Genomic DNA, 14,336 nt, shown 5'->3' on the forward strand with positions numbered 1-14,336 from the left:
CGTGCGGATGTACTCGGCCCGCCCCGGCGGGCACCGCTTCCGTCCGGCGCTGGACCGGCTGCCCGTCGCGGTGTCGGGCGCGGTGACGGTGGTCGCCGGCGGCGTCCTGGCGCTCGGCCTGGGCAGGCTCGGCCAGCTGCACTGCGGCTGGTTCGCCTATGCCGCCTACGCGGGGTTGAGCGCGCTGCTCGGCGCCTTCTCCCGGCCGTCGGCGGCACCGGTGATCGGCATGGCCGCCTGGCTGTGCTGCAACGCCTTCGCCGAGCACCGCCGCGGTGAACTCGGCTGGTCCGACGTCGGCGCGGAGAGCGGCCACTTCGCGCTGTTCGCGGCAGCCGCGCTGCTGCACTCGCTTCCCGCGGCCCTGCCGCGCCGGGCCGTCCGGGTCACCCGACTGCCGATCGCCTGATCGTAGCCAGTGGGCCGGTGCCGCCTCCGTCCGAGGCGGCACCGGCACGCCCGCGTGCGGAGCGGCGTGACGGATGGGGACTCCCAGGCCGTAGGAGCCGGGACCGGTGGCGGCGTGAAGAGGGACCGACGGCCCCTGGGCGCGGGTCGCCCCGCCGATCGACGATCTCTACCAGCGGACGGAGACGTTCGACCGCAGCGCCCGCCTTCCCGCTCACCGCTTAAGGAGCCCGCTCATGTCCGCGTCCGATCGCGCAAGACCAGCAGCCGAACAGCCGACCTCACAGGGGGACAAGGCCTTCGGGCTGCCCGCGGCGACCGCTCTGGTCGTCGGCAGCATCATCGGGACAGGGGTGTTCGCGCTGCCGTCGGCGCTCGCGCCGTACGGGCCGATCGCGCTGGTGGCGTTCGTGCTGGTGACCGTCGGGGCGCTGGCCCTGGCGGTGACGTTCGGGCGCCTGTCGGAGCGGGTGCCGGGCAGCGGTGGCCCGTACGTCTACGCCCGGGAGGCGTTCGGCGAGTTCGCGGGCTTCCTGACCGCCTGGTCCTACTGGATCACTGCCTGGGCCGGGAACGCGGCCATCGTGGTGGCCTGGGTCGGCTACGTCGAGGTGTTCGTCAACAAGGGCCACCACACGGGGACCTCGATCGCCATCGCGCTGGCGGGCCTGTGGGTGCCGGCCTTGGTGAACCTGGCCGGGGTGCGCAGCATCGGGGCCTTCCAGGTCGTCACCACGGTGCTGAAGTTCCTGCCACTGGCGTTCATGGCCACCGCCGGCCTGCTGTTCGTCAAGTCCGGCAACTTCGGGGCGTTCAACGCGAGCGGCAGTTCCGCGCTGGGAGCCGTCTCGGCTGCCGGGGCGATCGCACTGTTCAGCTACATCGGCCTGGAGACCGCTTCGGTGGCGACCGGGCGGGTGCGGGACCCGAAGCGCAACGTGCCCAGGGCCACCGTGTACGGCACCCTGGCCTGCGCGGCGATCTACCTGCTCGGCACCCTGGCCGTGTTCGGCCTCGTCCCGCACGCTGGACTCGCTTCCTCGACCGCGCCGTTCACGGACGCCATGAACAACATCGCGGGCGGCCAGTGGGCCGGGAACCTGGTCGCCGCCGCCGCCATCGTCTCCGGGCTCGGAGCCCTGAACGGCTGGACCATGATCTGCGCGGAGATGCCGATGGCCGCCGCACGCGACGGACTGTTCCCGGGGGCCTTCGCCGGAACCCGCGGACGCGACGCGGTACCCGTGTTCGGCATCGTCTCGGCGACCGTCCTGGCGTCGGTGCTCACCGTGGTCAGCTACACCAGCTTCACCCGGGTGTTCACGGAGATCGTGCTGCTGAGCGTGCTCACCGCCGTCATACCCTATCTGGTCTCGGCCGCCGCCCAGCTGTTGTGGCTGGTCCGTCGGGGGCGGGAGGAACTGGACCGGCGCCGCCTCGTGCGGGACACCGTCCTCGCCCTCCTGGCGCTCGCCTTCTCCTACTGGTCGATCCAGGGCAGCGGCTACCAGACGGTCTACTACGGCCTGTTCACCATCCTGCTCGGCATCCCGGTGTACATCTGGCTGCAGCGACCGCACACCCGAGCCGTGACCGGCGCCCTGACCGCCGCCGGCGCTGCGCCTGCCGCGGACGCCCCGCCCACCGCCGGGACCCCGCCCACCGCGGACGCCCCGCTCACCGGCGGCGGAGCGACCCACCGCGGCGGCCCGCTGCCGAAGGCGGCCCGGACCGGCCGGCCCGTCGGCCTGCCGACCGTCCTCCGGCGCGTGCTCGCCCTGCGCCACCAGCACTGACCCCTCATCGCGCCGACCGGCGCCGACCTTCCCTCCCCGCACCGACGTACCAGGAGCTCCTCCGATGTCCACCCTGCGTGTCGATTCCGAAGCCGGCCGCCTGCGCCAGGTGATCCTGCACCGCCCCGGCCTGGAACTGGCCCGGCTGACCCCCCGCAACGTCGACGACCTGCTCTTCGACGACATTCTGTGGGCCAAGCGCGCCCGCGAGGAGCACGACGCCTTCGCCCAGGTCCTGCGCGACCACGGTGTCCGGGTCCACCACTACGCCGACCTGCTTGCCGAGACCCTCCAACTGCCGCCGGCCCGAGCCTGGTTGCTGGGCCAGGTGGTCACCCCGGCCGCCGTCGGCCCGGCCCTGGTCGAGCCGGTGCGGGAGCTGTGCGAACGCCTCGACGGCGACACCCTCGCCGAGTACCTGATCGGCGGCGTCCTCAAGGAGGACCTGCCGCTGAAGAACCCCCACAGCCTGCTCTGGAACACCCTCGGGGAGCAGGACTTCGCCCTCCCGCCGCTGCCCAACCACCTCTTCCCGCGCGACAACTCCTGCTGGATCGGCGCCCGGTACAGCCTCAACCCGATGGCGAAGCCGGCCCGCCGACGGGAGACCCTGCACACCGCGGCCATCTACCGCTTCCACCCGCTGTTCGCCGAGACCGCGCCCCCGCTGCTGGACGGCACCACCACCGCGTCCGGGCTCAGCGTGGAGGGCGGTGACGTCCACGTCCTCGCCCCTGGCGTGGTGATGGTCGGGATGGGCGAGCGCACCACCTCGGCGGCCGTCGAAAGCCTCGCCCAGCAGCTGTTCCTGACCAACACCGCGCACCGGTTGATCGCCGTGAGGCTGCCGGAGAGCCGGGCGTTCATGCACCTCGACACCGTCATGACGATGATCGACCGGGACACCTTCACGCTCTACCCCGGCCTGGCCGGCGCGCTGCGCTCGTGGACCCTCACCCCCGCGCCCGAGCGCCCCGCCGGCTTCGACGTCCGCCCCGACGCCGACCTCGCCGCCTCGCTCGCCGAGGCCCTCGACCTGGACAAGGTCCGCTTCCTCTCCGCCGAGCAGGACGCCCGCGCCGCCGAGCGCGAGCAGTGGGACGACGGCAGCAACTTCCTCGCCCTCGAACCCGGCGTCGTCGTCGGCTACGAGCGCAACACCACCACCAACACCCACCTGCGCAAGCAGGGCATCGAGATCGTCACCATCGCCGGCTCCGAACTCGGCCGCGGCCGCGGCGGACCGCGCTGCATGAGCTGCCCGATCCAGCGTGACCCCGTCAACTGACCACCCGTCCACCGAGGAGCAACCGCCATGACCATCGACCTCACCAGCCGCCACTACCTGCGCGAACTCGACTTCACCGCTGCCGAGATCCACCACCTGCTGGACGTCGCCGCCGAACTGAAGGCCGCCCGCCGGACGGGCACCGAGACGCCCCGGCTGGGCGGCCGCAGGATCGCCCTGATCTTCGAGAAGAACTCCACCCGTACCCGCTGCGCCTTCGAGGTCGCGGCCGCGGACCAGGGCGCGACCACCACCTACCTCGGCCCGGACAGCTCCCACATCGGCCACAAGGAGAGCACCGCCGACACCGCCCGGGTGCTGGGACGGATGTACGACGCCATCGAGTACCGCGGCTTCGACCAGGACACCGTCACCGAACTCGCCGCCCACGCCGGCGTCCCCGTCTACAACGGCCTCACCGACCAATGGCACCCCACCCAGAGCCTGTGCGACGTGTTCACGATGCGCGAGCACAGCGACAAGCCGCTGGAGGAGATCTCCTTCTGCTACCTCGGCGACGCCCGCAACAACACCGCCCACTCCCTGATGGCCATGGGCAGCCTCCTCGGCATGGACGTGCGCATCGCCGCCCCGCGCGACCTGTGGCCCGACCCGGCGCTCGTCTCCGAGTGCCTGCTGCTCGGCAGGGAGAGCGGTGCCCGGCTCACCCTCACCGACGAGGTCGAGGAGGCCGTGTTCGGCGCGGACTTCCTCTACACCGACGTGTGGGTGTCCATGGGCGAGGACCACGCCCAGTGGCCGGAGCGCATCGCGCGGCTGCTGCCCTACCAGGTCAATGCCAAGACGATGGCGGCGACCGGAAACCCCGACACCGCCTTCCTGCACTGCCTGCCGGCCCTGCACGACCGCCGCACCGACCTCGGGGCCGAACTCGCCGGGGAGCACGCGCTCGAAGGCCTGGAAGTCACCGACGAGGTCTTCGAGTCGCCGGCCTCACTGGTCTTCGACCAGGCCGAGAACCGCATGCACACCATCAAGGCGATCCTCGTCGCCACCCTCGGGAGGAAGTGACCATGCGCATCGTCGCCGCCCTCGGTGGGAACGCCCTGCTCCAGCGGGGCGAACACCCCGACGCCGCCGTCCAGTCCCGACACGTCCACGACGCGGCCCGCTCGCTGGCCGAACTCGTCACGGCCGGGCACGAGGTGGTGATCACCCACGGCAACGGCCCGCAGATCGGCCTGCTGGCCCAGGAGAGCGAGACCGACCCGGCGCTCACCGCCCCGTACCCGCTCGACGTCCTCGGGGCACAGACCCAGGGCATGATCGGCACCTTGCTCGTCCGGGAACTCATGGGCCGGCTGCCCGGCCGCGCCGTCACCGCACTGGTCACCCACACCGAGGTCGACCCCGACGATCCAGCCTTCCACCGGCCGGGCAAGTTCATCGGCGGGCAGCTCACCGACCGTCAGGCCCGGATGATGCAGATCGAGCGCGGCTGGGCCACCGCGCGGGACGGCGAGCGCATGCGCCGGGTGGTTCCGTCCCCGCAGCCGAAGGCGATCGTCGAGGTGGCGGCCATCCGTGCCCTGCTGGCCACCGGAACGGTGGTCGTCGCCGCGGGCGGAGGAGGCATCCCGGTCACCCGTGATCCGAACAGCGACCTGGTGCGCGGCGTCGAAGCGGTCGTCGACAAGGACCTCACGGCCGCCCTGCTCGCTCGCCGGCTCGACGCCGACGCGTTGCTGATCCTCACCGACGTGACCCACGTGTTCACCGGGTACGGCACGACCCGCCCGCGCCCGCTGGTCGCCGTGACCCCCCGGCAACTGCGCGCCCTCGACCTGCCCGAGGGCTCGATGCGGCCCAAGGCCGAAGCCGCCGCCGGATTCGTCGAGCAGACCGGGCGGATCGCCGCCATCGGCCCCCTCGACAACGCGCTCGGCATCCTGCTGGGCACCACCGGGACCACCGTCCGGGCGGCCGTCACAGGCGCGGGGACCGCCCCCGGGGCCCTGCCCGCCGGTCCGCCGTCGGCCCGGCACGCCGCCGACACCCGCACCACCGTCTGACGCAACAGGAAAGGACGCACGATGAATCCGCTCCGGACCCGACCCGCCGTCGACCTCACGGTGACCACCCGCGGCGAGGTCACCCTGGCCGCGCCGGACTACGCCAGGACGAAGCTGCTCAACGTCATCGAAAGGCTCCACGAACCGGTTCTGGCCGCCCGGGTGAAGCTCACCCAGGAACCCCACCACACCGTCACCAAGCCGTCGATCGCCCAGGCCACGATCGACCTGAACGGCCGACCGGTGCGTGCCCACGTCGCGGCCGCGACCATGCAGGAGGCCATCGACCTGCTCCAGGAGCGGCTCAGGGCCAGGATCGAGCGCGTGAGGGCCCACGGGCACCACGTCCGACACCCCGAGCGGTTCGCCGCCGGGCGGGAGCACCGGCCGCAACGTCGCGAGCCGGCCGGCGAGGAACACCGCATCGTCCGGCACAAGTCCTATGCGCTCGGGCGTCGGACCTCGTGGGAGGCGGTGTTCGAACTGGAGTTGATGGACTACGACTTCCACCTCTACACCGACGCCGCGACGGGCGACGACCGCGTCGTCCGGCACGACGGGGCGACGGGGACGTACCGGATCGCCTCGGCCGGAGCACCGCCCGAGGCCGAGCCGGGCATCTCGGTCAGCACCCGCGCGGTGCCCGAACTGACCGTGTCCGAGGCCGCTCTGCGGCTCGACCTGGGCGGCCTGCCGTTCGTGTTCTTCATCGAGGCCGGGACCGGCCGCGGCAACGTCCTGTACCACCGGTACGACGGCCACTTCGGCCTCATCACTCCCGCCCGCTGACCGGCGCGAGGTACGAGCGCGCCGAAAGCCGGATGCCGCGCCCACCGTGAGGTGGGCGCGGCATCCGGCTTTCGGCGCGGCCAGGTGTCGCGGCGCGCAGCTGCGGTGTCAGTCGTGCGGGATGACGGCGACCGGCGCCTGGGCGTGGTGGATCACCGCGTGGGCAACCGGGCCGAGCCGCATGCCGGGCCGGTGGCGGCGCAGCCGGCGGCCGACCACGAGGAGTGCGGCGTTGCCGGAGGCGTCCACCACCGCGCCGGCGCCGCTGCCGATCCGGCTGTCCTCGATCACGACGACCTCCGGGTACTTCTCCCGCCAGGGGGCGAGCGCCTGGCTGAGCAGCTCCGCCTCGATGCTGCGGAACTGCTCGGTCTCGACCTCCGGGGCCGTCCAGCTCGCGTATCCCCAGACCGCCGGCGGAGTCCAGCCGTGGACCGCGCGCAGCACGGCGTCCCGGGCCGCGGCCTGCCGGAAGGCGAAGTCGACGACCTCGTCCGCCGGAGCACGGGTGTCGACACCGACGACCACTTCGGCGGTCTCGCCGGCGCCGGCCTCCTGTGGCCGGGCGGCCCGGACCAGGACGACGGGCACCTCGCACCGTGCCGCGACGTCGAGACCGACCGATCCCACCAGCAGGCCCTCGAAGCCGCCCAGGCCCAGCGAACCCACGGCCAGCAGCTCGGAGTCGGCCGCGGCGGCGAGCAGGGATGCGGCCGGCTCGTGACCGGTCAGCAATCCGGTGTGCAGCTCCAGCTCCGGGTGGGCCGAGCGCACCTTCTCTGCGGCGCGGCCGAGCATGCAGTCGGTCAGGGTGCGCACGTGCGCCGGCTGGCCGGGATCGGCGTGGATGTCGTCCTGCCAGGTCCAGGCGTGGACGAGCCGCAGCGCGATGCGGCGGCGAGCCGCCTCGTCCGCCGCCCACAGCGCCGCCGCGGTGCTCTCGGGCGAACCGTCGATGCCGGCCAGTACGAACCTGCTCATGGTGGGGCCTGCTTTCCGTTGCCGGGGTCGTGCCCCGGGTGCAACTGCTCGGGGTGCGGTACCAGCGTCGCCCGGCGTGCCCCCGGGCCCCAGGGCCTGTCAGGACCCCGTACGGGGCCCAAGGTCCCGGGTGCGTGCGCGAAGCGCGCACCCGGGACGTCCGCAAGACCCGGTCTCGGCGTACACCCGAACGCACGCGGTCACGTACAGGTGAACGTGCTCACGGCTCAGGGTCACCGCCGGCTGGTGGACACGACCGACTTGCACACCCCTCGCATGCGCAGCACCGCGTGTGTTCGTGGTGCGGCCGCCATGCCCGGGTCCTGCCAGGGATCGTCGCCGAGCGCGGCCCCGGCCCGGTCGCGCACCGTCGCCAGCGCTCCGACCAAGGCCGACGCGTGAGCCCGGACGACCGTCACGTCCCGAGTGGTTGGCACGTGGTCCCAGACGGTCGACGCGGCGGTCGCCGCAGTCCAGGGATCCACCTCCGGTGCGCCTCCGGCTGACGGGGGACCGCCGTAGAGGTGTAGGTTGACGGTCCCGCCTTGGACCACCGGCCCGTGGAAGGTCCCGCTGTCCACGAGGTTGCGGATCTCTGTGTCCCCCATAGCGGTAGTCATAGCACGGACGGTCAGCGGCATGTGAACCAGGATGGGCCCCGTCCAGGGGGCCAGAACGGCCGTTGCGGGCGCGCTCTTGGCTGTGTCAGGCCATTGGGATGTGGCGGCTGAGGGGATCGCGTCCGGGCGAGACCGGGTCGAAGGGGGAGTCCTCAAGCACCGCAAGGGCGACGGCGAGGGCGGCTGCGGTGAGGACGGCGGTGACGGCGTTTTCCCATGGGTCGCCGGGCTCGGTGTCCTCCAGCAGAGCGTGGGCGCCGGGGAGGTCACCGGTGGTGGCGCGGGCGAGGACGGCGACCTGGCGGCCGTCGAGGATGCGTCGGCCGATGCCGCAGTGTTCTTCGATGTGGCGCAGGGCTCGCTCCAGCGGCCGGCGGTGGTGAGGGCGCGGGTGCCGTCGGCGATGACGACGCGCCACAGCCGTGCGACGACTTCGGCGCGCTGTTCGGGGGTTTCGGTGAGATGGGCGGGGAGGGTGATGCCGTCGAGCGTTGCCTGGGTGGAGGTGATGACGGGGCGGTAGAGGTTGAGGAGGAGTTGCGGACGGGTGCCCGGCTGCTGTGCGTCGGCGGGGGCGTCGCGATGAACTGCGTCAGCATCGGAAAGATCATCGCCTCCGGGCTGTTCGACAGGTCGCCGTCCCGCCGGCTCCTGGCGACCCCGGCACGGCGATCGGGGCCGCGGCCGCCGTCCACCTCGGCCGGCACCGGAACGGGCCGACAGGTCATCGGCATCCCGCCGTCGGCCGCAAGGTCCTGCTTGTCGCCGCCCCCGACGTCGCGGACAGCCCTGTCTCGCCGACCGCACGGTCGCGGAGGCTCACCGGTCTCGCCACCGCTGCTCACCATTGCGCAGGCCGGACCGGCTTCACAGCGCACCTGCGCACGGGGATGGTGCGCAGCGCAAGGTGGTCCCTTTTCGCGTCAGAAGTGCGTCACGGTCCTGGGCCTGACCGCTCCGTCGGTGCTGGATCACGTCCAGCGGGACTTCTCCGCCGGCTTGGACGAATGTCGGTGCGGCGGCATCACTTCCATCCGGGCCGCGGCATGCTGTTGGACCCGCCGGGCGGTGTCCACGCACGGCCCTCGGAGCACGCCTACCCCGCGGTCGACTTCCGGACGGCGTCGAGGACCGAGCCGGCGCCGAGGACGGCGAGCTTGTCCCGGACCAGCACGATCGGCCCGCCGAGCTGGAGGCGGGTCCTCAGAGGACGATGTCGGCGGCCTCGTCGAAGGCGCTGGAGCCGCGGGCTCCCATGGCCGCGCCCACATCGGCGGCCGCCCGAAGGGCGCGTCGTTGACGCCGTCGCCGACCCTGACCGTGACGGCGCGGTCGCGTTCGCGTTCGGCGCGAACGGCGGCCACGGGCAGGGGCGCTGCCGGTGGTGGCGAAGGCGTCAGCTCCCGTCGGGCAGGTCCTGCTCGGTCCAGATGGTCTTGCCGGTGGTGGTGTAGCGGGTTCCCCAGCCGCGGGTCACCTGGGCGATGATGAACAGCCCGCGTCCGCCCTCTTCGTCGGTGGCGGCGTGGCGCAGATGGGGCGAGGTGTGCCCGGTGTCCGACACCTCGCAGACCAGGCCGCGGTCCCGGATGAGGCGGATGCGGACTTGTCCGCGGGCGTACCGGACGGCGTTGGTGACCAGCTCGCTGACGATGAGTTCGGTGGTGAACGACAGTTCGTCCAGGCCCCAGTCGCGCAGCTGTCCCGAGGTCAGCCGGCGCGCGGTGGAGACGGAGGTGGGCTCGGCGGACAGTTCCCATTCGGCGACCTGTTCGCGGTCCAGGAGCCGGGTGCGGGTCAGGAGCAGCACCGCGTCGTCGTCCACCGGGCCGGGCAGCAGGGTTTCCAGGGCCCGGTCGCACAGTTCTTCCAACGAGTGCCGGTGGGGCTCGAGGACGCCCGCCAGCAGCTCGCGGCCCTCGTCGGCGGCGTGGTCGGGGGTGTGGATCAGGCCGTCGGTGAGCAGGGCGAGCAGAGTGCCCGGGGGGAGGGCGAGCTCGGTGCTCCGGTACGGCGGTCCGTCGACTCCGAGCGCCGGCCCGACCGGGAGCTCCGGGTGGATGACGAGACCGCTCGCCGGGTCGACGATCGTGGGCTGAGGGTGTCCCGCGAGGGCGAGGCAGCACCGGCCGGTGACCGGGTCGTACACCGCGTAGAGGCAGGTCACTCCCACGGCCCCGGTGGCGGGGTCCTCGGTCCGGTTTCTCGTGGGGTCCTCGGTGTCCTGCCGGACGGCGTCGTCGAGACGGCAGAGCAGGTCGTCCGGGTCGAGGTCGAGGCGGGAGAGCACGCGCACGCTGGTCCGCAGGCGTCCCATGGTCGCCGCTGCGGCCAGCCCGGACCCGAGGACGTCGCCGACGACCAGGCCGACCCGGCTGCTGGAGAGCGGGATGACGTCGAACCAGTCCCCGCCCACGCCGGAGCGGCCGTCGGCGGGAACATAACGGTTGGCGTGCTCGACGGCCGGGTGCGGCGGCAGCAGGCGCGGCAGCAGCCGCCGCTGCAGGCGAAGGGTCGCCGTGTGCTCGCGGGTGACGAACGGCATGAGCAGGGCGCCGATCAGCAGCGCTCCGAGCCCCATCACGGTGACCCCGCCGGTCCGGCCGATGACCGGCAGGTCCACCGTGGTCGCGCCGTAGCCGGGGGCGGCGTACACGTCGAAGGCCGCGTAGCAGAACAGGCCGAGCATGATGAGCCCGCCGATGCCCGGCAGCACGCCCTTGAACAGGAGGTCCCGTCGGCTGCGGGTGAGCACCCGGCGGTAGAACCAGACGCATGCGAAGCCGGTGAGGCCGTAGTAGAAGGCGATGGCCAGGCCGACCGAGGCGATGGAGTCCGCCAGGACGTGGTGGCTCACCGCGGTGAGCACCACCAGCAGGCCGACCGACGCCAGGCCCATGCCGACCGTGGACCAGGTCGGGGTGAGGTACCGGCGGTGCAGGCGGGCGAAGCGCGAGGGCAGCGCCTTGTGCGCCGCCATCGAGAAGACCGTGCGGGCCACGGGCAGGATCGTGGTCTGCGTGGAGGCGGCCGCCGAGGTCAGGACCATGAAGATCAGCAGCTTGGTGAGGAACTCGCCCGTACCCTCCCCGCCGAAGACCGACCGGCCGAGGCCGGAGAGCACGTCGTCGGAGTTGGCGGCGTTGCCGAGGCCGATGCCCTCGCTGCCGACTCCGGCGAACGCCTGCGCGGAGGTGGACACCAAGGTGTAGACGATCAGGAGGAGCACCGTCGACATGACGGCGGCGCGGCCCGGGATGCGCTTGGTGTCGGCGGTCTCCTCGTTGACCGCGACCGCGGTGTCCCAGCCCCAGTAGACGAAGACGGCGGCCAGGAAACCGGTGGTGAACGCCTGCGGAGAGGCGATCCGGGTCGGATCGAACCAGGACGCGGAGACGTGGACGGCCGTCGCCGGGCCGTCGGCGCTGTAGGCCTTCACCAGCGCGACGACGGCGAACAGGAGCAGCACGGCCACCTCGATGCACAGCAGCCAGCGCTGCACGGCGGCCGAGATCTCTATGCCGAGGTAGCAGATCGCCGTCATCACGGCGATCCAGACGGCTCCGGCCACCGTCGTCCACAGCCGGTCGTCCGCGAGCGAGTCCGCGCCCACCAGGCGGAAGCCGTAGATCCCGGCGATCTCCGCGAGGTTCGCCATCACGAGGACGTCGGCGACGATGATGCCCCAGCCGCCCATCCACCCGGCGCGGGGCCCGAACGCGCGAGTCGCCCAGGTGAACGTCGTCCCGCAGTCCGCGTCGGTGGCGTTGAGCTCCCGGTAGGCATGCGCGATCAGCAGCATCGGCACGAAGGCCAGCATGATGACCACCGGTGTCTGCAAGCCCACGCCAGCGGCGATCAGGCCGAGCGTCGCGGCGAGGCTGTATGCGGGGGCGGTCGACGAGATCCCCAGGACCACGGACGAGAAGAGCCCGAGGGCACCGGCCCTCAGCCCCTTTTCGCCGGCGCCCGCACCGGGCGCCAGTGCCCCGGGGGACGCGGCGGGACCACCGAAGAGCTTCACATCCGCAATCCAGACACCGGCTGTTCGTGATCACCATTATCCGCGCCCCCGCCGGGGCCCGCCACGGCACCGTCGCGGGCCACGGCCTCGCCGCTGGTTCCCGGCACGGCCTGGGTCACACCGCAGCACACCGGCCGACCGCCGCCGTGAGTCCGGCCCGGACGCGGCCGGGCCGGACGCGCCCGTAAACCGCCCGCCGCGTCCGTACGTCCCGGCCGCCCCCCAGCACGTCGAGCAGGGCGGAGGCTCGAAGGGGCCCGGCTGGGGAACCCGGCCCATCGGGCCTGCGGGGCGGGTCGGCGGGCTCTTGCTGACAGAGGGGGCTCGGAACGCCCCGCAAGGCCGAGTCTCAATAACTGGCCTGGAGCAAGATCGTCGGTGGGGAGCGGACGGGGTGGTGGTGGTCTTCTCCGGCTCGCGCCGCTCCGGTGGTGACCGCCGCGCCGGTGGGGACCGTCCTTCGGCGGCCGGCGAGGGGACGGGGTCGGGGCATCCGCCGGTTCTCGCGGCGGTACCCGGCGATGACATCCCGGGCTGCGTGAGTGTTCCGGTCATTTCTGATGGACCGTCAGCAAACTCAGCAGTGGGTCAGCATTGGTCCTGGCAGGCGCTGTCACGGATGGTCGAACGATGTCACGCGTCGAGTGCGGCGGCTCGTGTCGACAGGGGTGGCTCGGGGCGGCCCCAGGGAGGTTCCGACTCGGGGGTGCGGTGGGCCCGGTTGCCGCACCCCCGACTGGCAAATGCCCTGGTCAGCGCTTGTTTCCGCGGGGCTTGAGGGGGATTCCGGGGAGCTCCGGGGCGGGGAGGCGGTCGCCCGGGTAGCCCTCGACGGCGCCGAAGCGGGCAGGGTTCGCGGAGCCCATCCACTCCTCGCGGGCTCGGGTGATGTCGTCCATCGACCGTCCGATAAAGTTCCACCACATCACGATCTGCTCCTCGAACGGCGTTCCGCCGAGCAGGATCAGGCGGGCGGGCGCGTCCGAGGTGTTGGTGATGGTCAGGGTCTCGGCGCCGGGAGCGAGGTAGCCGAGGTCGGCGGGGCGCAGTGGGGTGCCCTCCAGCAGGACGTCGCCGCGGTCGACGAGGAGGCCGTGCTCGAAGGCGGGGTCGACGGTGAGGGTGGTGGCGGCGCCGGGGGAGAGGGTCAGCTCGGCGCCGAGCAGCGGGGTGAAGGTGGGGACGGGCGAGGTGTCGCCGGCGAGGGAGCCGAGGAAGACCCGGGCCTCGCCGCCGGGGACGGGCACCGGGCTCGGGGCGTGGTGGTGGAAGTCGCGGCCGGTGTTCCGGTGCTCCTCGGGCAGTGCCAGCCAGAGCTGGACGCCGTGCAGCACGGTGGTCGCGGGGGTCGAGACCTCCGAGTGGCTGATGCCGTGCCCGCTCGTCATGAGGTTGAGCTCGCCCGGGCGCACGAACGCGTGGATGCCGAGGCTGTCCCGGTGCTCGATCTCCCCGGTGAACAGCCAGCTCACCGTCTGCAGGCCGGTGTGGGGGTGCGGGGCGACGTCCATGCCGCCGGTGTCGGCGACGTCGTCCGGCCCGTAGTGGTCGGCGAAGCACCAGGCGCCGATCAGGGAGCGGTTCCGCTGCGGCAGGGTGCGCCGTACCGTCATCGCCCGGGGCCCGCCCAGGGGCACGTCCCGCGGGGAGAGGACCTCCACGCGCGGTGCGGACGGCCGGGCGGCGGCCTCTGGCGCTTTTGTTTCGGATTCAACTACCATGGAGTCGATCATAGCCGCCGAGACCGGTCGGCGCACCCATGCCCGAGCGGCCGATGCCGGCCGGCCCGGCCGAAGGGCCGTCAGCGGCCCGCCCACCGAAGGAGTCCACGTGACCACCGCGAGCCAGACCCGCGTCTTCGTCGACAAGCAGAGCCCGAAGGCCTTCCACGCGCTGGTCGCCACCTCCGAGGCCGTCCGCACCGTCGCCGCCGACGCCGGACTGGACCGCAGGCTCGTGGAGCTGGTCAACGTCCGTGTCTCCCAGATCAACGGCTGCGCCTACTGCCTGGACGTCCACACCCGGGCCGCCCAGCGTGCGGGGGAGACCGCGCAGCGGCTCGGCGTGCTGCCGGCCTGGCGCGACACCGAGGTCTTCACCCCGCGCGAGCGCGCCGCGCTCGCCCTGGCCGAGGCGACCACCAGCCCCGCCGACCGCGCCGCGCAGGACAGCTCCTACCAGCTCGCGCGCGAGGTGCTGACGGAGGACGAGATCTCGGCGGTGATCTGGGTGGCGATCACCATCAACGCTTTCAACCGCGTCTCCATTCTGAGCAAGCACCCCGTGCACCCCGCGCAGCCTTCTCCGGCGTCCTGAGCCGGAGCAGGCACCGGTCCGCGGGTCGGCTCGCGGGCCGGAGGCCGCCCCCGCGGTGGGCGGCGTCGTCGGCGGCGTCTG

Annotated in this window: 11 protein-coding genes; 7 read left to right on the forward strand and 4 right to left on the reverse strand. The window is 72.7% G+C overall.

Going from position 1 to position 14,336, the window contains the following annotated elements:
* Position 1: 1 nt before the first annotated feature.
* From MCM47_RS08520 to MCM47_RS08545, 6 genes are all read left to right on the forward strand, one after another.
* Positions 2-409 carry a hypothetical protein gene (locus tag MCM47_RS08520; protein WP_238859966.1) on the forward strand — a complete coding sequence of 136 codons (408 nt, stop codon included), beginning with the start codon at positions 2-4 and terminating at the stop codon, positions 407-409.
* Positions 410-644: 235 nt separating this feature from the next.
* Complete coding sequence (locus tag MCM47_RS08525) at positions 645-2,204, forward strand: APC family permease (RefSeq protein WP_238859967.1); 1,560 nt, start codon at positions 645-647, stop codon at positions 2,202-2,204.
* 64 nt (positions 2,205-2,268) lie between these two features.
* Positions 2,269-3,492, forward strand: coding sequence for an arginine deiminase (locus MCM47_RS08530; RefSeq protein ID WP_238859968.1), 1,224 nt, complete (start codon positions 2,269-2,271; stop codon positions 3,490-3,492).
* 27 nt (positions 3,493-3,519) lie between these two features.
* Entirely contained in the window at positions 3,520-4,524 is a 1,005-nt protein-coding gene (gene argF / locus MCM47_RS08535; RefSeq protein WP_238859969.1) for an ornithine carbamoyltransferase, read from the forward strand.
* A 2-nt stretch (positions 4,525-4,526) separates the two neighbouring features.
* Positions 4,527-5,525, forward strand: coding sequence for a carbamate kinase (locus MCM47_RS08540; protein WP_238859970.1), 999 nt, complete (start codon positions 4,527-4,529; stop codon positions 5,523-5,525).
* 21 nt (positions 5,526-5,546) lie between these two features.
* The gene (locus MCM47_RS08545) at positions 5,547-6,314 is read left to right on the forward strand and encodes an HPF/RaiA family ribosome-associated protein (RefSeq protein ID WP_238859971.1); all 768 of its coding nucleotides are present in this window, start codon (positions 5,547-5,549) and stop codon (positions 6,312-6,314) included.
* 108 nt (positions 6,315-6,422) lie between these two features.
* On the opposite strand, the gene MCM47_RS08550 is transcribed toward MCM47_RS08545, so the two are convergent.
* The 4 genes from MCM47_RS08550 to MCM47_RS08565 form a co-directional block, all read right to left on the reverse strand.
* Entirely contained in the window at positions 6,423-7,295 is an 873-nt protein-coding gene (locus MCM47_RS08550; RefSeq protein WP_238859972.1) for a universal stress protein, read from the reverse strand.
* 705 nt (positions 7,296-8,000) lie between these two features.
* Complete coding sequence (locus MCM47_RS08555; RefSeq protein WP_308222300.1) at positions 8,001-8,333, reverse strand: hypothetical protein; 333 nt, start codon at positions 8,331-8,333, stop codon at positions 8,001-8,003.
* Between the two features lie 978 nt (positions 8,334-9,311).
* The gene (locus tag MCM47_RS08560) at positions 9,312-11,939 is read right to left on the reverse strand and encodes an amino acid permease (RefSeq protein WP_238859973.1); all 2,628 of its coding nucleotides are present in this window, start codon (positions 11,937-11,939) and stop codon (positions 9,312-9,314) included.
* 752 nt (positions 11,940-12,691) lie between these two features.
* Positions 12,692-13,660, reverse strand: a complete 969-nt coding sequence (locus tag MCM47_RS08565; protein WP_238859974.1) for a pirin family protein — start codon at positions 13,658-13,660, stop codon at positions 12,692-12,694.
* Here MCM47_RS08565 and MCM47_RS08570 point away from each other — a divergent pair.
* Positions 13,659-14,255 carry a carboxymuconolactone decarboxylase family protein gene (locus tag MCM47_RS08570; protein WP_374209088.1) on the forward strand — a complete coding sequence of 199 codons (597 nt, stop codon included), beginning with the start codon at positions 13,659-13,661 and terminating at the stop codon, positions 14,253-14,255. The two genes, MCM47_RS08565 and MCM47_RS08570, sit on opposite strands and share 2 nt — an antisense overlap.
* Positions 14,256-14,336: the final 81 nt, after the last annotated feature.

Source organism: Kitasatospora sp. A2-31 (assembly GCF_022288725.1).
In the GTDB taxonomy this organism is placed as follows: domain Bacteria; phylum Actinomycetota; class Actinomycetes; order Streptomycetales; family Streptomycetaceae; genus Kitasatospora.